The sequence below is a fragment of the Gemmatimonadaceae bacterium genome (genome assembly GCA_035606695.1).
In the GTDB taxonomy this organism is placed as follows: Bacteria; Gemmatimonadota; Gemmatimonadetes; order Gemmatimonadales; family Gemmatimonadaceae; genus JAQBQB01.
Genome location: DATNEW010000044.1, coordinates 92,540 through 115,836 on the forward strand (window position 1 = coordinate 92,540; position 23,297 = coordinate 115,836).

Here is a 23,297-nt window from a genome sequence, read left to right on the forward strand (position 1 = left end):
GTCTCAGGTGCGAAGTCCGCCGACGAGCTCGCGCAGCTGCGTCGAGCCATGCAGCAGCATGTTCGACGCGGACGTCATCTGCTCGCACGCCGCCGACTGTTCCTGCGTCGACGCGCTGATCTGCTCGGCGGCGGCCGCATGCTCCTCGGCTGTCTTGGCGATCGTCTCGAGACTGCTCGCCGCACCGGTCACCGCGAACGCGTTCGCTTCCGCGGCACCCGTGACGCCCACCGCCGCGACGCGCGTGCGCTCGGCCGCGTCCGAGATGGTGCGCAACGCATCGTCGATGTCGCGCGACACGCGTTCGATTTCACCCACGCGCCCCGCGCTCGATTCCATCGCCCGCGTGCTCAGTGTCACGCGCGACGTGACGACGCCCGTCATCGAGACGATGTCGTCCGCCGCCTTTTGCGATTGTTCGGCGAGCTTGCGCACTTCGTCCGCCACCACGGCGAAGCCGCGGCCGGCATCGCCCGCGCGGGCCGCCTCGATCGCGGCGTTCAGCGCGAGCAGGTTCGTCTGATCGGCGATCTGTCCCACCGACGCCACGAAGCGATTGATGTCGGCGACGGTCGTGTTGAGCGCGCGAATCTCGCCCGCCGCGCTCTCGACGCTGTGCTTCACGTCGACGAGAATCCCGAGCGCGCGATCGATCTCCATGCGCTTGGCCTGCGCGGCGCCTTCGATGCTGCGCGCCAGATCTGTCACCTCCACCGAGCGTGCTTTCACGCCGTCGGCCGCTTCGCGAATCACCTGCAGCGTCTCGTCCACGGTGCGCAACTGTCGCACTTGTGTTTCGGCGCCCTGTGAGACTTCCGTCATGGCGCTCGCCATCTGGGTCGCCGAAAGGGAGATCTGCTCCGAGACGGACGCGAGATCGTGCGCGGAGCTCGAGACTTCCTCCGCGGTCTTTGCGGCAAACGATACCACGCGCGACAGCGATTCACCGGTGTGATTCATCGCCGACGCGAGAATGCTGAATTCGCCCGGCATCGCACCGTTCTCACGGCTCGACAAGTCGCCTTCGCTCAAGCGACGCGCGTGCGACACGAGCAGATCGAGCGGCTCGCCGATGCGGCGAACGGTGTACGCCACGATGACGATCGCCAGCACGAGCGCGACCGAAAGCAAGAGCAGCATTGTATTCGACCGGCGCCGCGCTTCGGACGCGAGATCGCGCTGCGCGGCGTCCACCTTCTTCGCCTTGATGTCGCCAAGGCGTTCGATGTTCGTGAGCAGGTTGTCCGTCGACTCCTGCGCGTGCGCCGCGGCCTTGCGCGCGTCGTCGGCGCGGCCCAGATCGGCCAGCCGGTGGCCGCGTGCGAAGTCGACTTCGATCGACGACAGCTTGGTATCGATCGCGGCGACGATCGCCAGCTCGGCGGAGTTCTGCCCGGGCAGGCTGTTCATCTTGCGCTGCACGTCGTGCGCGGCCCAGCCGTAACGGCGGAAGGCGCTCTCCGACGCGGTGTCGCGCGAATCGATGTAGCGGTTGCCGGCGTCGATGGTCTTCGCGACGTCGGCCGAGAGTTGATTGGCGAGCTGCGACTCGGTCTGCACTTCGGCGAGCGATTGCGTGATCGTCGCCGACATGCTGTCGAAGGTGCGGCGCGAGACCACGCCCGCGACGAACAGAATCGCCACGAGCACGCCGAAGCCCAGCCACAGGCGCGTACGAATCGAATTCAAGTTGAAACGTTCGAGAAAGCTCATTGACCCGACTCCACCTGCAGCACGCCCTGATGCGCGCGCGTCATCACGATGCCTTTCCCGACGGGATCGCCGTCGGGGCGAAACCGAATCGTGCCCGTCACGCCGTGATACGCGGACTGCTCGGTGAGCCCGGCGAGATAATCGCGAATCTTCTTGCGGTCGGGCCCAACTTTCTCCACCGCCTGCGCCAGCAACTTCGTGGCGTCGTACGCGAGCGCGGCGTTGCCGTCCGGAAGCTCGTGGTACTTCGCCTTGTAAGCGGTGACGAACGTCTTCACCTCGGGCCGAGGATCCTGCGCGCTGAATGGCGCGCCGACGTAAATGCCTTCGGTAAGCGGCTTCACCGCGCTATCGGTCGCGACGGTCTGCCAGCCGTCGCCGCCGACGAGATCGGCGGAGAGCTGCTGGCGGCGCGCTTCCTTGAGGAAGGCGACGCCTGATCCATCGGTGCCCGCGACGAAGACAACGTCCGCGTGCTCGCGCTTGTAGTAGCTGACGAAAGGCTCGAAGCTTTGGTCGGCGCCTTCGTCGATCGGATCGATGCTGATGATCTGTCCGCTGTAATTCCGCCGGAAGCTGTCGACGAGTCCGCGGCCGTATGGATTGTTCTCATACAGCACCGCGGCGCGTTTACGGCCCAGCTTGTTCACGTATTGCGCGATCGTCATGCCGTTCGTCGAGTCGCTCGTAATGACTCGGAACGCCCACGGCGAAATGCCGGTGAGCGCCGGCGACGTCGCGGTGGTCGCGACCGCGGCGAGATGGCCGTCGTACACGTGCGCGGCCGACACCATCGCGCCGGAGTTCACATGGCCGACGACCGCGACGATGCGCGTGCTGTCGACGAATTTCGACGCGACGGCGCTCGCTTGAACGCCGCTGCCCGAATCATCGACGAAGGCGATTTGCAGCTTGCGGCCACCCGACCAGGCGGGGGAGTCATTGATCTGCTCGACCGCGAGCTCGATGCCGTGCTTGTTCGCGATTCCGTAAGCCTGACTGAACGGACCAGCCGCTCCGAATGTGACGGTGCCCGAGGAGCCATGTGAACACGCAGCAAGGACAGCGGCGGCTACCAGCGGGACAATTAAACGTTTTAGGCGCATCAACAACCAAGTGTCGGTACGGAGGGCCCGGCGCTACATCGCGCCATACCATTCAAGGACGGATTCGACCCCGGGTTGTCACAGCTCAGCAGAATGGCATCTAACCTGCCACCCGTTCTGCACTTACAGACAAGGTCGATATGAAGGTTTTGGTGACCGGCGGGACGGGCGTCATAGGGGACTCGGCAGTACGGGCGCTGATCCGGCGAGGGTATGAGGTCCGGGTGCTCTCCCGGCGTGCCGGACGCGACCAGAGATGGTGGCCCGAGGGCGTGACCGGCTGGGCGGGCGACGTCTCCAACCACGAATCCATCCACGGTGCAGCAGAGGGCTGCGACGCGGTGCTGCACATCGCGGGAATCCTCGACGAGCAGCCGCCGGCCGTCACCTTTCAGTCAGTCAACATCGACGGCACGCGCTACGTCGTGATGGAAAGCGAACGCGCCGGCGTGCGGAAGCTCGTCTACGTCTCGTCGCTCGGCGCCGAGCGCGGAACGTCGGCGTATCACAAATCGAAGCTCGTCGCCGAAAGCGTCGTGCAAACGTTCACGCGCGACTGGCTCGTCGTTCGGCCGGGCGCGGTGTACGGACCCGGGGACGAGCATCTCTCGGTTCTGCTGCGTATGGTGCGCACGCTGCCCATCATTCCCACGATCGGCGACGGCAACCAGCGCTTTCAGCCTATCTGGCACGAGGACCTGGCCGAATCGCTCGTCGTCGCGCTCGAGCGCAGCGACATTCGATGTCAGGTGCTCGACGTGGCGGGAACGGACGTCACGTCGCAAAACGATCTGGTCACGCGGCTGCGGTCGATCACGGGTCGCGATGTGATGCAGGCGCCGATGCCGGAAGTGATCGCGTCGTGGGCGATGCGTGCGCTCGACGCGGTCGGCGTCGACGTCGCGTTCAACGACGAGCAACTCGCGATGCTCAGCGACGGCAACGTGATTCCTCCGGAACAACCGAATGCGCTGACGGACGTCTTCGGCATCACCCCGACGTCACTGCAGGATGGATTGCGTCGTCTCGCAGACGAGCAGCTCACGCAACTGCCGTCGGACGGCGTTGGGCCGCTCACGCGCAAACGCTTCTGGATCGACATTCGCGGTTCGCGATACGACTCCGACGCACTGTTCGAATTCGTTCGAACGCATCTGGGCGAACTGCTGCCGTCAATGATCGCACTGAGCGCTGAGCCGGGTGCGTCCACGGAGATCGTGGAAGGGGAGACGCTGACGCTCGACATCCCGGTGCGCGGACACGTACAGGTGCGTGTCGGCGAAGTGATGGATCGCCGCGTCACGCTGCTGACCGTCGCGGGACACCCGATCGCAGGAGCGGTGCGTTTCCTCGTCGAGCCGCGCGATGATGCACTGCGGTTCGAGATTCAGGTCTACGATCGTTCGGCGTCGATGATCGATCAGGTGCTGCTGCGCACGGTCGGTGACTGGGTGCAGACGGCGTCCTGGACGACGTTGGCGCAGCGTGTGGCGGATGCGGCGGGCGGCACGCACGGTGGCGTGCAAACACTGGTCGAGGCGCTCAGCGCGCGCGAGCTCGAGGTCGTCGACGAGTGGGCGAAGTCGCTCGACGCTCAATTATCGCGAAACGCCACGTCGAGCGGCCGCGATTGACAATGTTCGCCGCAGCCGAGGCGGGAGCGGTTGCGCGCGAACCAGCGGTAGACCTTGTCGGCGAGCACGCGAACATAAGGAATCTTGAATAACCAGGCTATCAATTTACCCTTCGGCAGGATCTCGAGCAGTTGCTCGACCGCCGGGGCGCCCTGCCAGGTGCGCCCGTTGGGTCCGATGAGCTGCAGCGCTTCGGCGTAGGCGCGGGCGGGAATCCACGGGAAGCGTGCCATCACGCCCGGCGCTTGCGACGGCACGATCTCGATCGCGCGTTGACGATCCCACTTCTTTAGAAGAGTCGCGAGACGCGTGCACACCTTGCACGTGCCATCGTACACGCACGTGTATGGACGTCCGAGACCGGTCGACGCGTCCATCTCTCCGGCAATCGTGAATCGAACGACGGGAACCGTCCTCACGTGTTTGGCTCCGCGGCGACCGGCTCGGTGCCGTCGGCCTGCACATGTTGAACATGTTGCACATGTTGTGTCGCCGTGTCCGAAATCGCCGCGACGCCGTCGATGCTGATCGTAGGCGGGTGTTGGAGTGTCGCATGGACGGTGCACATCTCCGCGACGCGTTTCGCGGCGCCGAGGCGATTGGCGGGAAGCGTGGGCCAGTTGAATCGCAGGGCGTAGGTCCCAACGCGATGCGGGTCGTCGGCGAACGTCCAGGCGACGTCGACGGTGAGATCACTCGCGTCGAGCCGTGCGTGCTCGGCCCATGCGTACATCACGGAGAACGTACAGTAGGCCAGGCCGCTCGCCATCATATGAAAGGGCGAATAGCTCTGATCGGCGGACGGCGCCTCGATGGTCATGGGGCCCGGCGTGGGCTCGAGACGGATGGAATCGTCGGACAAGAGAATGATCTTCACGGGCGCTCCTGAGTCGTCGAACGCGAGGTGCAAATGGCACGCCCTGCGGCAGTTCGTTGCAGGTTGGAACGATGTGTTGCGGGTGGCCGGAAAGAATTCACGAAGCCCGGTGTCGGCCGATAATCCGAGGCGCGGAGTCTACCCATGACCTTCCTGGGTTGAAACGCGAGTCGAACGATCATTCAACTGCCGATGGAGGCTTTGATGAAGAATGTGAGTAAAACCCTGCTCGTGCTGCTTGCTGGTGGTTTGGCCGCCTGTAGCGACAGCACCGTAGCGCCGAAGAGCCAGTCGTCGACGTCGCAGAGCGTCGTGTACGGTGGCGGCTTCACGGCCGACCTGACCCAGAACGACACCTCGCGGTTCAGCTTCACCGTCGATCCGTCGAAGAACATGGCGTTCTATCTGGGCGCGGGTAACGAAGTCCGCTTTCCCGCGGGCTCGATCTGCGATCCGTCGTCGACGTATGGTCCGGATCAGTGGGATGCACCGTGTACACCCGCGACCGCGCCGATCACGTTCAACGTGAAGGCGTGGCTGGATTCGCAGGGCAACCCCCGCACCGATTTCGACAAGCACGTGCGCTTCGTGCCGTCGAGCGATCCGAATCACTGGGTCGTGATCGCGCTGACCGCGGCCGCCACCACGGCGAACGCGAAGATCCTGTACTGCACGAGTGAGTCGTCGGGCTGCGTGGACGAGTCCGTGACGGATCCCACGATGGCGACGTATGTCGATCCGTCGAGCGGCCGTCTCCAGCGCCGCATCAAGCACTTCAGCGGCTACAACGTGTTCTCGGGCTCACCCTGCATGCCGAGCCCCGACGATCCGGATTGTATCGATCTGGGCGGCGACATGCTGTGGAACCGCGCGTCGGTCAAGAAGTCGAGCGGTGTTGGTCCGACCGCGTCGGCCGCGCTCACGCCGATGACGCAGGTCGCGTCGGTGAAAACGGGCTACATGCTCGCCTGGGCGTAACACGGCACCACGGCAACACGAGCACCACACGCAATTCACCTCGTACTGAATCGAGTTTTCCAAGGCAGTTTCGTGGCGTAGTGAATGAAAGGCGGGCTCCCGAACGGGAGCCCGTTTTTTTGCCCAGTCGCCCGTTGGCAGAGGTGTGATGGGCCGTTCCGTGACAGTGAGTAACGATCTGTTCCACCGTGCGCGAAAAAATTCATCGGAAAATTCTTCAGCCGATAATCCGAGTCGCATGGTCTACCCACGAATGCCGTGAGATGGCGTGCAACTGGAACGATCGATCAACTGCCGACGGAGGCTTTGATGATGAAATTTGGGAGCAGGACCCTGTTGGTCGCGGGAGCCGGTTTGCTGGCTGCCTGTAGTGACAGCGCCGTGATGTCGGCGCCTTCGCAGGCCGGTACGCAGGCCAACGCGATCGAAGGCAACGGCGCCACGGCCAACCTGACCTCTACCGACACGATTCGATTCACCGTGTCGATCAATTCGGAGCGCGCATCGTTCGTGTACCTCGGCGCGGGCAACTGGGTCACCTTCCCGGCTCATTCGGTGTGCGACCCAACGACATCGACGTACGGTCCGACCGAGTGGGACAAGCCGTGTACGCCGGCGCGCAACACGGTCGCCGTGAAGGCGAAGGCGTGGCTCGATTCGCAGGGCCACCCGCGCGTGGATTTCGACCAGCATCTGCGGTTCGTGCCGTCGCTCGATCCGGCGCAGTGGGTGATGTTGTCGTTCACCGACTACGGCGCATCGGCCGGTGCGAACGCGAAGATTCTGTATTGCGCGACGCCGACGTCTGGTTGCGTCGACGAAGCCAAGACCGATCCGACGATGGCGACCGTGAAGGATCCGGTCACCGGTCACCTCACGCGCCGCATCAAGCACTTCAGCGGTTACAACGTGTTCTCGGGCCAGCCCTGCATGCCCAGCCCGGACAATCCGGACTGCGTGGACGGCGGCGGCGACATGCTCGGCAACCGCGTTGGAACGGTCGGCCACGTCGGCATGCTGCCGGCCGGCGCCACCGCCCTCACGCCGGCAGAGCTCACCGCGGTCCGCACGGGCTACATGCTCGCATGGGCCTGATTCCATAGACGGGACCCGCACCAGTCAGTACGGTGGATCGGAACGTGACATGCTGCAACAAAACGTTACAGTAGTGGAATTAAAATTCACATACGTCCGGTACTGCCGATAATTCGAGGCGCGCAGTCCATACACGGCAGCGAGCCGTGGATGACGACGCTTCTCTTTCATTCATCTGCCGATGGAGGCTATGATGAAACGCTTTTCAAGAGCTGTCTTCCTGGTCGTCGCCGCTGCACTCGCGGCGTGCAGCGACAGCTCGGTCAGTCCGAAGAACCCGTCGCAGGCCAACGCCGTCGTGGACGGCGGAGGCTACACCGCCGATCTGACGGCCGGCGACACGAGCCGGTTCAGCATCACCGTTGATCCGTCGAAGAACATGGCGTTCTACCTGGGGGCCGGAAATCAGATTCGCTTTCCCGCGGGCTCGATCTGCGATCCGTCGTCGACGTATGGTCCGGATCAGTGGGATGCACCGTGTACGGTGGCCACCGCGCCGATCACGTTCAACGTGAAGGCGTGGCTGGATTCGCAGGGCAACCCCCGTACCGATTTCGACAAGCACGTGCGCTTCGTGCCGTCGACCGACTCGAATCACTGGGTCGTGATTGCGTTCACTGCGCCAGCGGTCTCGTATTCGCCTGACGCGAAGATCCTGTATTGCGTGACCGCGTCGTCGGGTTGCGTCGACGAGTCGGTGACCGATCCGACGATGACGACGTTCCGGGATGGGGCGAGCGGCCGTCTCGAGCGGCGCATCAAGCACTTCAGCGGCTACAACGTGTTCTCCGGCCAGCCCTGCATGCCGAGCCCCGACGATCCGGATTGCGTCGATCTCGGCGGCGAGATGCTGTTCGACCGCGACGGTGGAAATCACGGCGGTGTCAGCGCGCTTCACTCTGTGTCGCCGCTCGTCCGGGATCACACGCTGCCAGACCATCCGTCGAAGAGTGCCGACATCGGGCCTCTCGGCGGTGAGCTGCGCCTTCCTCAGGCGGGCTTGACCCTCGTCGTGCCCCCGGGTGCGGTGAGCAAGGTGACGCATTTCTCGGTCACGTCGACCGGCGGCAAGCTGGTCGCGTACAACTTTGAGCCACACGGAACGAAATTCAGCGTTCCGCTCGTACTGCGACAGGACCTGCGGGGCACCATCCGCAAGTCCGGTGGGAATATAATCGGCGCGTACTTCGCTGATGACTCGCAGCTCGATCCGTTCGGCGGCGTGTCATTCGTGAACGAGACGCTGAACGCCACCATCGATAGCATCCTCGGCGAGGCCGAGCTCCAAATTTGGCATTTCTCCGGCTACATGCTGGCTTGGGGCTGATTGCTGCCGATACTGAGTGAGGAGGCGTGGCGGTTTCGCACGTCTCCTCACTTGGTGTTTCTGGGCTACCCCACCCGAGACTGGGATTCCGAGAGACGATGAAGCCCTCGGTCGACATCCTGATTCAGCAGGCGCAACTCGCGGATCGCGAGGGCCGCCGCGACGACGCGCGCTCGATGTACGAGCGGGCGCTGCACTCCCTGCGCCGCGCGGAGGACGGCAAGCTTGCGTCTTCGCTGCTGCGTTGGATCGCGCACTCGCACGTCGCCGACGCCGACATGGAGGCGGCGCTCGACTGCCTCGAGGCCGCGATCGCCGTGGCCGAGCTGGTCGGCGATCCCGGCGCGCTGGGCTACGCCATCAACATCAAAGCGATCGTTCACCAGCAGGACGGCGACTACGAGCGCGCCGAAGCGCTGTACATCGATGCGCGCTCGCACGCGATCGACGCCGGAGAAACGCGCCTCGCGGCGATGACCGCGCTCAACCTCGGCGTGATCTCCATGGTGCGCGGCGATCACGACAAGACGCTGCGCTATTATCGAACGAGCCTCGCGGAGTTCCGCACGCTCGGCGCGCCGAAGGAGATCCTCAAGGCCCTGAACAACATGGGCATGTTGTGCACGGATCTCGAGCGGTGGGATGATGCGTCGCGCGCCTTCGAGGAAGCGGCGCAGATCGCCGACGCCATCGGCGACATTCCGGCGCGCATCCTCATCGAAGTGAATCGCGCGGAGCTGGATATCGCGCGCGGCGATTTCCAGGCGGCGCGTTCTACCTGCGAGCTCGCCCGCACACTCACGAAGCAGACGAGCGATCCGGTCGGTCGCGGCGAGATCGAGAAGCACCTGGGCACCGTCGCGCGCGAGCTCGGCGAGCTCGCCGTGTCCGAAGAGCATCTCAAGCGCGCGCAGGAGATCGCCGTCGAACGCCGCGATCTGCTGCTGTCGGCGGAAACAGCGCGCGAGCATGCGGAGCTCTGTCGCAAGCAGGGGCGGCATCGCGACGCGCTGATGCACCTCAATCGCGGCCACCGCATCTTCAGCCAGTTGAGCGCCAAGCGCGACCTGGCCGACATCGATCGCCGCAACGGCCGTCTGGAGAAGCACTTCCTGGACGTGGTGCGCAACTGGTCGGCGTCGATCGAATCCAAGGACCACTACACGCAGGGTCACTGCGAGCGCGTGGCCGATCTGGCGTGCGCGCTGGCGTTGCGTGCCGGCCTGGCGCCGCGCGAGCTGTTCTGGTTCCGCATCGGCGCCACGGTCCACGACGTCGGCAAGCTGATCATCCCATCAGAAGTCTTGAACAAACCGGGCAAGCTCTCGCCGGACGAATGGGAGCTGGTCAAGCGGCACCCCGTCGCCGGCGTCGAAATGCTCGCCGACATGGACTTTCCGGGCGACGTCATTCCGATGGTGCGGTCGCATCACGAGCGGTGGGATGGCATGGGGTATCCCGACCAGCTCGCGGGCGATGCGATTCCGCGCGCCGCGCGCATGCTGTGCATCGCGGACGTCTACGACGCGCTGACCTCGAAGCGATCGTACAAGGGCGCGCTGTCGCACGACTCGGCGATGGACATCATGCGCTCCGACGTCGGCAAGCAGTTCGATCCCGAGCTGTTCACGCAATTCGAAGATCTCATGAAGACGCGCGCGCCTTCCATGCGCCAGCGCGCGGTCGTCGAATCGCAGCCGTCCGATCGCGCGGACGTCAAGGAATTCGCGGTCTCCGGTCCGAGCGACGACCTTACCGGTCTCCTCACCCGCCGGCCGTTCGTCGACATCGCGAACAAGGTGCTCGCCGAGCGCGGGCCGTTCGCCACGGTGTCGCTGATCGTCATCGACGTCGACGAATTCAAGCATGTGAATGACTCGCATGGCCACTTGATGGGCGATGCGGTGCTCAAAGTCGTCGCCGGTACGTTGCGCGAGCTCGCCGCGTCGACGGGTGTCATCGGCCGCTACGCCGGTGACGAATTCGTCATTCTGCTGCCTCACACGTCGGTTGTCGAAGCGGCGGAGATCGCCGAACGCATCCGCTGCACGGTGCGCCGCAACGCGGTGCCGTTGCGCGAGCGGTCGGGGTCGATCTCCGTATCGCTCTCGATCGGCGTCGCGGGCGCGCGGGCGGACCATCACGAGTTCGACGGGCTGTTCGAGGCCGCCGACCGCGCGTTGTACGAAGCGAAGCGCCGCGGCCGCGACACGGTCGTCACCTCCGACGAGAGTGAAGAGTCGGCGAAGGAACCCAAGGTCAACCTCAAGCAGTTCGTCGGGCGTGAAGAGGAGCTGGACCGGCTCATTCGCATGCTCGACACCTGTCTGGAGCACGGACCGCAGCTCGTCTCGGTGGTCGGCGAAGCGGGCGTCGGAAAATCGACGCTCATCAAGCGCCTGTCGGCCGAGGTGCGCATGCGGGCGGGATCGCTCGTGTCGGGCCGCTGCAGCGAAGCAGACGCGAAGCCACCGTACGCGCCGTGGGCCGAAGTCATTTCCGCGGTTCACCAACTTGGCGCGGTCGGCGAAACGGACTGGCGCGAGCTGCCGCGACTTGTTCCCGCGCTCGGCGGCACCGCGTCGCAACCATCAGGCAACAAGTACACGCTGTTCGACGAAATTGTCGCGTATCTGCGCCTTGCGGCGACGGCGCGTCCGTTCGTCATCCTGCTCGACGACATGCAGTGGTCGGACTCGGCGACGTGGGACGTCCTCGAGCACGTGATGTCGCAGCTCCAGCACGAGCGCATGCTGGTCTGCCTGACGATGCGCACCGAGGACATTCGCGGCGATGCGCTGTCGCGCCGCAATCGCCTGCTGCGCGACGAGCGCTTCCACGAAATTCCGTTGCCGCGCCTGACGGAGCTCGAGCTTCAGCAGTGGCTGTCGGGCGTGTTCGGCGGCGAAGCGAGCGGCGACCTCCTCAACTATCTGCGCCGCAACTCGGAAGGGAATCCGCTGCTCGCGACGCAGCTCGTGCGCATGCTGCTCGACGACGGATCGGTGCGCTACGATCACGGCCGTTGGAGCATTCGTGCCGAGCGCAGTGAGCTGCCGCAGGCGCTCACGGGGCTCATGGATCGGCGCCTCGAGCGCCTCTCGCCGGGAACGCGCGGCATCCTCAATACGGCGGCGGTCATCGGTCGCGTCTTCGACGTCGATCTCGCGATGGCCGCCGGCGCCGGCGACGAAGACGCCGTGCTCGACGCGCTCGACGAGGGTATCGAACACGCGGTCGTCGAGCCGTGGCAGGAAGCGTCCGGCAGCCACTTCTCGTTCACGCACGCGCTGCTCGTCGACGCCGTGCGGCGGACGATCAATCCGCGGCGTCTTGCACGCATTCACGAGCGCGTCGCCGAAGCGATGGAGCTGCGTTCGCCCGACAACGTGGCCGAGATCGCGATGCACTACGACCGGGCCGGCAACGCGAAGAAGGCGTACGCGCACGCGATGGCCGCCGGCAGTGGATCGCTGTCGATGTACGCGAATGCGGAGGCGCGCCGGTTCTTCGAGATCGCCGAACGCACCGCGAGTGATCCGGAGCAACGCGCTCGCGCACTGCATCGCCTGGCCGAAGTCGCCGAAACGGAAGGCCGGTATACGCTGACCGAAGAGTTCTGCGATCGCGCGATCGCCGGTCTCGCCGACCGGCCGGACGATCACTTCACGCTCGGCCTCCGCCGCATGCGCGAGCGAACGCGTGGTCTTCAGGGGCAGCCGGCCGACGAGACGATCGTCGCGTGCCGCGACTTGCTGGGAACCGCGCGGCAGCTCGGCGACCGTTCGGAAGAGGCCGCGCTGCTCAACATGATCTCGCAGTACCAGGGTCGTCTTGGCCAGTCGCGCGAGGCGGAAGAAGTCGCGCGTGAAGCCGTGACGGCCGCCGAGCAGGCGGACGACGGGCGGCTCCTCGCCGAAGCGCTGCAGCGTCTGGGCACGTCGATGGTCGACCGCCGCACGCGCGAAGCCGCCGAATTCTACCAGCGCGCGCTGTCGCTGTTCAAATCGGCCGGCGACCGGCGCGGTGAAGCAAGTTGTAATATCAATATTGGAATCATCCATCAACGCGCCGGCGAAGTGGGCGCGGCGGAAGCAGCGTACGATCGGGCGCTCGAAGCCGCGATCAACGCGCACGATACCGACAAGGCCGGCTTGGCCTCGCTCAACCTCGGCGTGCTGTATCTGCGCCGCGGCCAACGCGAGCTCGCCAGCGAGCGCCTGGACGAAGCGCTGGCGCGCTTTACCGAATCGTCGAACGAATCACTGCGACTGGCGACGCTCTACAACATGGCCCACCTGGCCCGCGAGAGCGAAGACTGGCGCACGGCGTCGGCGATCTACGATCAGGTCATGGCGGTGGCGGAACGCATCGGCCAGCCGGATGTGCAGCTCGGTGCGCGTGCGGGACAAGCGCTCGCCGCACTGTCGGTTGGCTCGCGCTCGGTCGCCGAAGACGCGATGAAGTGGATTCGCGCGAACGTCGAGCCGCGGCCCGACTGGTGGTTCCAGGGCCGCGACATGGTCGACGCGCTGCGCATTCGCCTGGCCGCGGAGCGCGGTGACGACGCGCACGCCATGCGTCTCTTGCACGAAGCCGTGGCGATCGCGGGCAAGCACGATCCGTACGTTGCCGCGTATCTCGTGGCCGAGTGCGGTCCGTCACTGCGCCGATCGAGCGAAGCGCTGACCGTACTCATCGATCAAATCAGTCCCGAAGTCGACGCACTTGGTTTCGCGGGCGTCGCACAACGTCTTGCGATGTTGCGCGCGATGTCCGTCGGCGCGTCGGCCGCCGCGTAAGTAGCACGTTCGGCTGAGGAACTGGCTGTCACGTGCCGATACTCAGACGCAGCAAAGTTTTCTTCACCGCATTCGGACGGAACGCGGCACCGCGTTTCAGTCATGGGAGCTAACCAATGACCGCACCTTCCGCACAGCGCCAGCCTGCTGGCCGCGAGGAAAGTGGGCTCGAGTTCTCGGCGATCGTCGCCGAGAGCGCGGGGATGCGTCATGCGCTCCACATGGCGAAGCGCGTTGCGACCACGCCCTTGCGCGCCATCCTCCTCAATGGTGAGGCGGGCACCGGCAAAGAGCTCGTTGCGCGCTGCATTCACAACGCGGGTCTGAACGCCAACGCGCCGTTCGTGTCGATCAACTGCGCGTCCATTCCGGCGCCGCTGCTCGATGTGGAACTGTTCGGGACGCCGCTCACGCGGCACGAGACGAACCGCAAGCTCGGCGTGCTCGAGTTGACGGGGCGCGGCACCGTGTTCCTCGACGAAGTCGGCGAAATGCCGCTCGGGCTGCAGGATCGCTTGCTGCGCACGCTCGAGGAATACAGCATCTCGCGCTTCGGTCTGGGCGGCACGGAAGGCACGGTGCACTGCCGCGTCATCGCGGCGAGCAAGACGCGCCTGGAAGAGCGCGTCGGCGCCGGCTCGTTCCGCGAAGAACTGCTCGCGCGATTGGCGGTGCTCCGCATCGAGCTGCCGCCGCTGCGCGAGCGCGATGACGACGTCCGCGTGATCGCCGATCACATGCTCGCCGAAGCGTCGCGCCTGCAGGGCGTGCCGCGGCGTCAGTTGGGCCTCGACGCCATCGCCGTGCTCCGCGCACATCGCTGGCCCGGCAATGTGCGCGAGCTCAAGCACGTCATCGAACGCGCCATGGTCGTTTGCGAGGGCCCGCTCATCGGCGCCGAGCATCTGGTCATCAACCAGCGTCGTGCGGGCGCCGGCGCGGTGCGCGGTGCGACGACGTTCGGCGAGATTCGTATTCCCGCCGACGGCAAGCGCCTACGCGACATCGAGCGCGAAGCGTTGGAGCTCACGCTGCAGCTGACGGACTACAACCAGAGCGCGGCCGCGCGAATTCTCTGCATCTCGCGCCCGACCTTGGCGAGAAAGCTGCGGGCGTACGGGCTGAAGGCCGATCGGGTGGAGTAGCCCGCTGTCATCCTGAGCAAAGCGAGGGATCTAACATCCAGGTACAGAGCTCAGCCCTCATACCAGGACGCTAGATCCCTCGGTCGCTCCGCTCCGTCGGGATGACAGGCTTATCCCGCCGGCTGCTGCTGCGTCAAGCAGTGCAGCGTGCCAAATCCCCACACGAGATCCACCGCGTGAATTCCGATCACGTGACGGTCCGGAAATAACTCGGACAGAATGTTCAGCGCCACGCGATCGTTGCGATCGTTGAACGTCGGCACGATCACGACACCGTTCGCGATGTAGAAGTTCGCATAACTCGCCGGCAACCGCTCCCCGTTCATCATGACTGGCCGCGGATACGGGAGCTTTACGACGCGCAACGTACCGCGATCGCCGCCCGACAACTGCAGCCGATCCCAGTTGTCGATCGAGCGGCGATGATTCTCGTCATCCGCCGGATCCTGTTCGTACGCAAGAACGACGACGCCCGGCGCAGTGAACCGCGCGATGTCGTCAACGTGGCCGTGCGTGTCGTCGCCGACGCAGCCTTCGCCGAGCCAAATTGTCTGGCGAATGCCGAGTGCGTCGCGAAAGACTTCTTCATATCCTTCGCGCGACAATCCGGGATTGCGCACCTGCACGTCGGACAGCAGCCACTCTTCCGTCACGAGCAGAATGCCTTCGCCGTTCGTCTCGATGCCGCCGCCCTCGAGCACGACACGCTCGCCGTTGTCGGGACGCGTGGGCTGAACGAGCGGAAGTCCCGTGATGCCGGCGAACGCGGCGCCGACGCGTTCGTCGCGCTGGTAGTTCGGATACTTCGCCCAGGCATTGAACGCCCAGTTCACGAGCGACACCTGGCCGTCGTCGCCGATCACGCCTGTTGGTCCCGAGTCGCGGAGCCACACACGATCGTTCGGGACGACGTGCAGCCGGTAGTTGTCGCGAACGCCGTGCGCCTCGAGCGTCGTCCGCGCGTTCTCGCGCACGCTCTCGTCGTGACACAGAACCTCGACGCGCTCATACTCGGCGAGCACCCGCGCGATCTCGGCGTACACCCACGGAATGGGCCCAAGCTTTCCGGGCCAATCAGGCTCGTGGTGCGGCCACGCAATCCACGTCGCGGCGTGGGGCTCCCACTCGGCGGGGAAGCGGGTCAACGGCTGAACCAAGGGCGAATGGAAAGAGCGAGTGGAAAGCGCGACGCGCGGCTTCCACTCGCCGCTTCCATTCGCCCGTTCCGATCGCCGTCGCCATTCGCCGTTTCCATTCGCTCTTCTCCCAGGTTCTACGCGCCGAGATAGCGACTGAGAATCGGCGCGTAGGCGTCAATGCGGCGATCGCGCAGGAACGGCCAGTTGCGCCGTGTGTCCTCGATCAGCCGCGGATCGCACATGGCAATGAGTATTTCGGTATTCGTGTTCGGCGCGTCGGCCAGCAGACGACCGAACGGATCGGCGATGAACGAATGCCCGAAGAACTCGATGCCCCTGGTGCCCGGCTCGTCTTCGTGCCCGACGCGATTCGGCGACGCCACGAACACGCCGTTCGCGATGGCGTGCGCGCGCTGCATCGTCCGCCACGCCTCCACCTGGGCCTGGCCGAATTCCGCCTTCTCGGCGGGATGCCAACCGATCGCCGTGGGATAGAAGAGGATGTCGGCGCCCAGGAGCGACGTGATGCGCGCCGCCTCCGGATACCACTGATCCCAGCAGATCAGCACGCCGATATTAGCAAACTTTGTTTTCCAAACTCGAAAGCCACTCGCCTGTTTCGCCACGTTGCCGATCGCGTCGATGCGGTCATCCGTCGTCGCGTCCCCAGGCACGAAATAGTACTTCTCGTTGAAGAGCGGATCGTCGGGGATGTGCATCTTGCGATAGACCCCGAGCAGCGAGCCGTCGGCGTCGATGATCGCCGCCGAGTTCCGATACACGCCGCGCGCCTGCTTCTCGAAGATCGGCACGATGAGCACGATGCCCAGCTCCTTCGCCAACGACTGCATCCTGTCCGTCGTCGGGCCCGGAATCGACTCCGCCAGATCGAAGCGCTCGCACTGCTGCGACTTGCAGAAGTACGGCGCGTTGAACAGCTCCTTCAGGCAGACGATCTGCGCGCCGCGCGACGCGGCCTCGCGCACGCGCTCGACCGTCGCCGCCACAGTGGCGGCGGTGTCGTCGCTTGCCGAATCCTGAATGATGCCGACGGTGAAAGGCGCGTGAGTCATGCGCGAAAGCTAATTGCGCAGTGCAATCACCACGTCGTTCACGTTGGTGCCGGTCTCTCGGCGTGCGATGACCGCGCCGGCGGCGCGCAACGCCGCATGCGATTCGTGCGCGGCAAGCGCTTGCGCCGGATCGCGGCCGGCGCCGGCGATCGCACGCCACGTCGTCCCGTCGACGACGGCGCCCGCGGCGTCGGTCGCACCGTCGCGTCCGTCAGTGCCGGCGGCAAGAATAGAAAGGTTCGCGGCGCGTTCGCCCGCGTCGGCCAGCACGCGTGCCGCGGCGAGCGCGAGCTCCTGACACCGTCCGCCTCCGCTCGTCGATGCACCGTTGCCGAGTGTGACGGTCGTCTCGCCGCCCCAGATCCAGCACGCCGGTCCACTCGATCGCGCGTCGCCGCCGAGCGCGTGACGCGCGATCGATTCACCCGCGCGCGCGGCTTCCCCGGAGAGTCGCGACGGCATCACCTCGACGTCGAGGCCTCGCTCTTTCGCCGCCGCCGCCGCGCCGTCGACGGCCAGACGCGTACTGCCGATCACCCGCGCCGTGACGTGCGCGAACGCCGGATGCGACTTGGTTGGCGTTTCGGGAATCGTCCCACGCCCCACCGCGATGAGATAATCGCGATGCGTCTGCGGAATGCGATTGAACAGATTCGCGCGTTGCAGCACCGTCGTCACGTCCTTTACGGTCGCGGAATCCGGCGAGCACGGACCAGATCCGATCACGCCGAGGTCGTCGTCGGCAACGTCGGACATCGCCAGGCAATGCGTCGCCGCCGGCGCGAGCGCCAGCGCCAGGCGTCCGCCGCCCCAGCGCGAGAATCGTTTGCGCACCATGTTCATCGACGCGATGTCGAGCCCCGAGCCGAGCAGCAGTTCGTAGAGCGTGACGAGATCCGCGTCGTTCATGCCGCGCAGCGGTCCGCCGATGACACTCGACGCGCCGCCGGAGATCAGCACGATCGCGACGTCGTTTCCCCGCCGGCCGGGCGTCACTTCAGCGATCTTCGCCGCGGCCGCGAACGAGTGGCGGCTCGGTACCGGATGATCGCCGCGCAACGACACGAGCGTCGGATACGGCGAAGGCCGCACGTCGGGCGAGACGACGACGCCGCCGACGATCGAATGCAGCGATTTGCGGAGCGAGCTCACCGCCGCGGCGGCCATCGGGTGCGCGGCCTTGCCGAAGGCGAAGATCCACACACGGCTCGCGCGGTCGATCTTCAGCGCGTCCATGGCGCGCGTCGTCGCGGGCCCGGGTGCCGCCGCGACGATCGCGCTATCATATAATTCTAATAACAGCTCCCGGCCGGTGAGCGCCGGCCGGGCGGCGACGTCGTCGCTAATGCGATGTCCCCCTCCCCCCGCCGTCGGCCGCACCCTTGAGGGTGGCCGCGACGTCCTTACCGAGCTCCGTGTAGGCATCCGCCGAGAGCACGTTGAAGCGCATCATCCGGCTGGCGATGCGACCATCGGGACCGATGATGAACACGTTTCTCGTATCGCCTCGATCGCTGTCGGCCGAACCGTACTGCTTCGCGACGGTCTGGTCCGGATCGCTGACGAACAAATTCGGAAAGCCCGATTCATGCGCCCAGTTGGCGAGCGCGGTATCGGGGTCCATGCTGATGCCGATCACGACGACTTTCTTGCCGGCATTGAAGAGCGTGGCGTACTGATCACGGTACGCCTCCATTTGAATCGTTCACCCTTTGGTTCGCGCTTTCGGAAAGAAGGCCAGTACGACGGTCTGGCCGCGAAAGTCGGACAGGTGCACGGGCGTTTTGAGGAGCCCGTACCGGGTGGCGCCAGCCAGCGAGAAATCCGCAGCCATGGCGCCGGCGTCGGGCGCGAACGCGGCCGAGCCTGCTTTGGGGGGTTGAGTCGCCGGTGTCTGCGCCGCCGCGACGGCCGAGCCCGCAAGGCCAACGACGGCGGCGAATTGAACGGCGCGCGATGGAATGAAACGCATCGGGCCTGCCTTTGGTGAGAGTGGCGTAGAACTGCGCGCAAAATGGCGGTACCGGACATGTGACGCAATGACTCGTCCCGCGCACACGGAAACCTGAGAAAATCCTCGAATGTGGACACGCGGTGTCACCAGCATAGACGGTGCGCGGCGGCAACCACGCGAATTGGCGCTTAAGAGAGGGAATGGCGCGTGCCTTTTACCCTGGCGTCACCCACGACCACCCCCAGCAGGAGCTTGTGATGCGTGCTACCAAGTTGATGGTTCTCATTCCGATCGCGGTGATCGCGGCATGCGGGCGGAACAGCTCGCCGGCCGTCGACGACGCGCTCAAGAACGATCTCGCGTTGGCATCACAGGCTCAGGCGTACAACCCGCAGCAGTTCGTGTCGCCGACCGAGGCGGGCTTCGCCGCGCAGCCGCAAATGGCCCCGCGACAGCTGCAAACCGTTGCGCGCCAGCCTGTCCGTCGCGCTCCGGTTCGACGGACGTCTTCGGTAAGCCGTTCGTCGGGCAGCTCGGCAGGCTCGAGCGGTGGCTACTATCCGGCGCCTGCGCCGCGTACCACGGTCGAGAAGCACACGCAGCGCGATGCCGCGATCGGCGCCGCGGCCGGCGCGGTGATCGGTGCGACGGCGAGCCGTGACAAGATCAAGGGCGGGCTCATTGGCGCGGCAGCCGGCGCCATTCTGGGCGGGGTGCTTGGCAACAACGTCGACGTTCAGAGAAAGACGACGCCGTTCTAAGCCATTTCAGCCGTTCGGCGATAATTTGTTGGGCGAGCAGGCCTCCTCCGGATTCTCCTCTCGCCCAACATGGATCAAGCCGCCCTCGATCAGGTTCTCGACAAGCTCGCGCGCGACGTCGAGTCGTCGATCCACGCGTTCTATCGCGGAGACGTGCGACAGAACACGCAGCGTGTGAAGACGGACACCTTCGTTCGTGAAGCCAGACAATCATTGCTCGGACTGCTGTCCGCGCCGGGTGCCACCGGCGCCGACGCGGGCGCCTCGAGCTCCGCCGGCGCACTGTCGGCTGACGAGATCACGGCCGCCATGCGTTGCGTGATGGCGTGGCAGCCAATGGGTCCGCCCAGCGCGGCGAGTCCCGCGTCGCGTTGCGTGCCGGGAGCGAAAGAGATGTTGCCAACGTGGGGAGAGCGAGAGAAAGCGCGAGCGGGACTCAAGCGCGCCGCGGGTTGAAATAGGCTGAGGCGGGCACGGGAATCGCATTTTTGCCCCGTGTGAAAGATGCCGAGCTCCCTCCGCCGCCCGCTCCACTGGTTGATGAACAACCGGATCGCCGGCGGCGACGCCTGCTCGCCAACCGCGCGTTCGGCGCGCTCAAGGCGCAACACAATGCCGAACGGTCGCTGATCGAAAGCGTTGCCGACGAGTTGAACGAGGCGGCGGCCTCGACGCCGTATCTCGTCGTGCACGGCTTGTGGTTCGCCGTGTGGATTCCATGGAACCTGGGCTGGTTCGGTCTGCCCGAGTTCGATCCCTACCCGTTCGGCCTGCTCACGATGATCGTCTCGCTCGAGGCGATTTTTCTCTCGATCTTCGTGCTGATGGCGCAGAAGCGTGAGTCCGCGATCGCGGAGTTGCGCGAGGAGCTGGCGCTGCAGGTGAGCCTGCGAATGGAAGAGGAGCTGACGAAGACGCTGCAACTCGTCGCCGGTCTGTACACGCGGCTCGGACATCGTGTCGCGGAAGATCCGGAGTTGAGCGACATGATGCAGCCGCTCGATGTCGTGGGGTTGGAGCGCGCGTTGGCGAATCAGATCGCGGAGGCGGCCGCAGCGCGGAGAGCAGGGCGGCGGCATTCAAAACGCCGCGCGGAAGCGGACGGACAGATATCGCCGCGTTGAGGCATCTCTCCCCAAAAGCAAATAATCACGGAATTGTGAACGGCGACATTCACGGATCGGCACGGAGACAGCGGAACCGCAGTTGACTGCCGTTACCGCTGTCTCCGTGCCTGTCCGAGGTCGTCGCCGTTCACAATTCCGTGGTCGCCTTTTTTATGGGTGCGGAGCTATCTACCGTCCGCCGACCAACTGCCTGAGCACGTACGGCAAGATTCCGCCGTTCTTGTAATAGTTCATCTCCTCCGGCGTATCGATCCGCGCAACGACCGTGAACTCCTTCCCGTTCGCCTTGACCGTGAGCGTCGCCCTCGGCTTGAGAGTCTCGTCCAACCCCGCCACGTCGTACGTCTCGAACCCCGTCAACCCGAGCGATTGACGCGTATCGCCATTCGTAAACTCTAATGGCAGCACGCCCATCCCCACGAGATTCGACCGGTGGATGCGCTCGAACGACTCCGCGATCACCGCGCGTACGCCAAGCAGGACCGTACCTTTCGCGGCCCAATCCCGGCTCGAGCCCGTGCCGTACTCCTTGCCGGCGACGATCACGAGCGGCGTATTCTGCTTCTGGTATTCCATCGCCACGTCATAGATGAACCGCGCCTCGCCGCCCTGCTGCGTCGTCGAGTAGCCGCCTTCCTTTCCAGGCACCATCTCGTTCCGCAGGCGAATGTTCGCGAACGTGCCGCGCATCATCACTTCGTGATTGCCGCGCCGGGCGCCGTACGAGTTGAAATCCTTCTTCTCGACGCCGTGCTCGACCAGCCACTTGCCGGCGGGACTCGACGCCGGAATGTTGCCCGCCGGCGAGATGTGGTCCGTGGTGATCGAGTCGCCAAGCAACGCCAGCGCTCGCGCGCCGGTGATGGCCCGGATGCCGGGCGCCTTCATCGTCATGCCCTCGAAGTACGGGGGATTCTTCACATACGTCGAATCGCCCGCCCACGCGTACGTCTCACCCTGGGGCACGCCGAGCTCCTGCCACTGCTCGTCGCCCTTGAAGACGTCCGCGTACTGCTTCTTGAAGAAGTCGCTCTTCACGCTGCGATTGACTTCATCCGCCACTTCCTGCGGCGACGGCCAGATATCGCGCAGGAACACCGGCCCGTCCTTGCCGACGCCGATGGGCTCGCGCGTGAGATCGAGATCCATCCGCCCGGCCAGCGCATACGCCACGACGAGCGGTGGAGACGCGAGATAGTTGAATCGCGTGTGCGGATTCACCCGGCCTTCGAAGTTTCGGTTGCCCGAGAGCACCGACGCGGCGATCAACGTGCCGCTTTCGATCGCCTGTTGAATCGGTTCCGGCAGCGGGCCCGAGTTGCCGATACACGTCGTGCATCCATACCCGACGAGCTGGAATCCCAGCTGATCGAGGAATTCCTGCACGCCCGCTTGACGCAAATAATCGGTCACGACCTTCGAGCCCGGCGCCAGCGACGTCTTCACCCACGGCTTGGTCTTGAGGCCTTTCTTCACGGCGTTGCGCGCGAGCAATCCGGACGCGAGCATCACCGACGGATTCGACGTGTTGGTGCAGCTCGTGATCGCCGCGATCACGACGGCGCCGTTGCGGAGCGTGAACGTGTTGCCGTTGTACTCGACCTTCACGCCGTCCGTGGCCGCCTGTTGCCCGTCTTCGACGAGCACCGCCGCCGGATTGAGCGCGGGCTCCGACGAGACCTTCGTCGCTTCCTTCACTTCTTTCTTCGCGGCGGCCGTGCCGAGCTTCGCGAGATCGGCCTGCAAGGCCTCGTTGTACATCGCCTTCGCCTTCGACAGCGGCACGCGATCCTGCGGACGTTTCGGGCCCGCGAGACTGGGCTCCACGGTGCCCAGGTCCAGCTCGAGCGTGTCGGTGAAGACCGGATCCTTGGTGGCGTCGGTGCGGAACAGGCCCTGTTCCTTCGTATACGCCTCGACGAGCTTGACGTGCTGCTCGGGGCGCCCGCTCAGACGCAGGTACTTTAGAGTTTCCTCATCACACGGGAAGAAGCCCATCGTCGCGCCGTACTCGGGCGCCATGTTGGCGATCGTCGCGCGATCGGCGAGCGGAAGCGAGCTCAAACCGGTCCCGTAAAACTCCACGAACTTGCCGACGACCTTCTTCTTGCGAAGCATCTCGGTCACGGTCAGCACGAGATCGGTCGCCGTCGCGCCGGGCGGCAGCTTGCCGTGCAGCTTGAACCCGATCACCTCGGGAATGAGCATGGATACCGGCTGCCCAAGCATCGCCGCCTCGGCCTCGATGCCGCCGACGCCCCAGCCGAGCACGCCCAGGCCGTTGATCATCGTGGTGTGCGAATCGGTGCCGACCAGCGTGTCGAAGTAGGCCCAGCCGCCGTCGCTCATCACCACGCGCGCCAGGTACTCGAGATTGACCTGGTGGACGATGCCGGTCGCCGGCGGCACGACCTTGAAGCCGTCGAAGGCTTGCGCGCCCCAGCGCAGGAACAGGTAGCGCTCGTGGTTGCGCTGGTACTCGAGATCGACGTTGCGCTTGAACGCGAGCTTGGTGCCGTACTCGTCGATCTGGACCGAGTGGTCGATCACCAGGTCGGCGGGCTTG

The 23,297-nt window shown here is 65.2% G+C and carries 19 protein-coding genes; 9 read left to right on the top strand and 10 right to left on the bottom strand.

Annotation, left to right across the window (positions count from 1 at the left end; genetic code table 11):
- Positions 1-3 precede the first annotated feature (3 nt).
- Entirely contained in the window at positions 4-1,713 is a 1,710-nt protein-coding gene (locus tag VN706_24150) for a methyl-accepting chemotaxis protein (GenBank protein ID HXT18739.1), read from the bottom strand.
- Positions 1,710-2,819, bottom strand: a complete 1,110-nt coding sequence (locus VN706_24155) for an ABC transporter substrate-binding protein (GenBank protein HXT18740.1) — start codon at positions 2,817-2,819, stop codon at positions 1,710-1,712. The genes VN706_24150 and VN706_24155 overlap by 4 nt, the downstream gene beginning before the upstream one ends.
- A 140-nt stretch (positions 2,820-2,959) precedes the next feature.
- Between VN706_24155 and VN706_24160 the strand changes: the two genes are divergently transcribed.
- On the top strand, positions 2,960-4,453 hold the full coding sequence (locus VN706_24160) for an NAD-dependent epimerase/dehydratase family protein (GenBank protein ID HXT18741.1): 1,494 nt from the start codon (positions 2,960-2,962) through the stop codon (positions 4,451-4,453).
- Here VN706_24160 and VN706_24165 read toward each other — a convergent pair.
- Positions 4,414-4,872 carry a DUF393 domain-containing protein gene (locus tag VN706_24165; GenBank protein ID HXT18742.1) on the bottom strand — a complete coding sequence of 153 codons (459 nt, stop codon included), beginning with the start codon at positions 4,870-4,872 and terminating at the stop codon, positions 4,414-4,416. The genes VN706_24160 and VN706_24165 overlap by 40 nt on opposite strands.
- The gene (locus tag VN706_24170) at positions 4,869-5,330 is read right to left on the bottom strand and encodes an OsmC family protein (GenBank protein ID HXT18743.1); all 462 of its coding nucleotides are present in this window, start codon (positions 5,328-5,330) and stop codon (positions 4,869-4,871) included. The genes VN706_24165 and VN706_24170 overlap by 4 nt, the downstream gene beginning before the upstream one ends.
- Positions 5,331-5,534: 204 nt before the next feature.
- Here VN706_24170 and VN706_24175 point away from each other — a divergent pair, with 204 nt between their 5' ends.
- The 5 genes from VN706_24175 (at position 5,535) to VN706_24195 (ending at position 14,677) form a co-directional block, all read left to right on the top strand.
- On the top strand, positions 5,535-6,308 hold the full coding sequence (locus VN706_24175; GenBank protein ID HXT18744.1) for a hypothetical protein: 774 nt from the start codon (positions 5,535-5,537) through the stop codon (positions 6,306-6,308).
- Between the two features lie 309 nt (positions 6,309-6,617).
- Positions 6,618-7,403 (top strand): hypothetical protein, encoded by a 786-nt coding sequence (locus tag VN706_24180; protein ID HXT18745.1) that lies wholly within the window; start codon positions 6,618-6,620, stop codon positions 7,401-7,403.
- Between the two features lie 193 nt (positions 7,404-7,596).
- Positions 7,597-8,730, top strand: coding sequence for a hypothetical protein (locus tag VN706_24185; GenBank protein HXT18746.1), 1,134 nt, complete (start codon positions 7,597-7,599; stop codon positions 8,728-8,730).
- A 98-nt stretch (positions 8,731-8,828) separates the two neighbouring features.
- Positions 8,829-13,532 (top strand): tetratricopeptide repeat protein, encoded by a 4,704-nt coding sequence (locus VN706_24190; GenBank protein ID HXT18747.1) that lies wholly within the window; start codon positions 8,829-8,831, stop codon positions 13,530-13,532.
- 116 nt (positions 13,533-13,648) lie between these two features.
- Positions 13,649-14,677: a sigma 54-interacting transcriptional regulator gene (locus VN706_24195; protein HXT18748.1), complete on the top strand. Its 1,029-nt coding sequence runs from the start codon at positions 13,649-13,651 to the stop codon at positions 14,675-14,677.
- Between the two features lie 110 nt (positions 14,678-14,787).
- Here the strand turns inward: VN706_24195 and VN706_24200 are convergent, their stop codons facing one another.
- The 5 genes from VN706_24200 to VN706_24220 form a co-directional block, all read right to left on the bottom strand.
- Entirely contained in the window at positions 14,788-15,822 is a 1,035-nt protein-coding gene (locus tag VN706_24200) for an agmatine deiminase family protein (GenBank protein HXT18749.1), read from the bottom strand.
- Between the two features lie 128 nt (positions 15,823-15,950).
- Entirely contained in the window at positions 15,951-16,889 is a 939-nt protein-coding gene (locus VN706_24205) for a carbon-nitrogen hydrolase (protein HXT18750.1), read from the bottom strand.
- A gap of 9 nt (positions 16,890-16,898) precedes the next feature.
- Complete coding sequence (locus VN706_24210; GenBank protein ID HXT18751.1) at positions 16,899-18,269, bottom strand: DUF4147 domain-containing protein; 1,371 nt, start codon at positions 18,267-18,269, stop codon at positions 16,899-16,901.
- Positions 18,232-18,585: a redoxin domain-containing protein gene (locus VN706_24215; GenBank protein ID HXT18752.1), complete on the bottom strand. Its 354-nt coding sequence runs from the start codon at positions 18,583-18,585 to the stop codon at positions 18,232-18,234. The genes VN706_24210 and VN706_24215 overlap by 38 nt, the downstream gene beginning before the upstream one ends.
- Positions 18,586-18,594: 9 nt before the next feature.
- A complete protein-coding gene (locus VN706_24220; GenBank protein ID HXT18753.1) occupies positions 18,595-18,861 on the bottom strand; it encodes a hypothetical protein in 267 nt (88 codons plus the stop codon).
- Between the two features lie 239 nt (positions 18,862-19,100).
- Here VN706_24220 and VN706_24225 point away from each other — a divergent pair, with 239 nt between their 5' ends.
- From VN706_24225 to VN706_24235, 3 genes are all read left to right on the top strand, one after another.
- A complete protein-coding gene (locus VN706_24225) occupies positions 19,101-19,604 on the top strand; it encodes a YMGG-like glycine zipper-containing protein (GenBank protein HXT18754.1) in 504 nt (167 codons plus the stop codon).
- A gap of 69 nt (positions 19,605-19,673) precedes the next feature.
- Entirely contained in the window at positions 19,674-20,060 is a 387-nt protein-coding gene (locus tag VN706_24230; GenBank protein HXT18755.1) for a hypothetical protein, read from the top strand.
- Positions 20,061-20,101: 41 nt separating this feature from the next.
- Positions 20,102-20,728 (top strand): DUF1003 domain-containing protein, encoded by a 627-nt coding sequence (locus VN706_24235; protein ID HXT18756.1) that lies wholly within the window; start codon positions 20,102-20,104, stop codon positions 20,726-20,728.
- 171 nt (positions 20,729-20,899) lie between these two features.
- Here the strand turns inward: VN706_24235 and acnA are convergent.
- Positions 20,900-23,297: aconitate hydratase AcnA (gene acnA / locus VN706_24240; protein ID HXT18757.1), on the bottom strand; the 2,398-nt coding region annotated here is incomplete at its 5' end.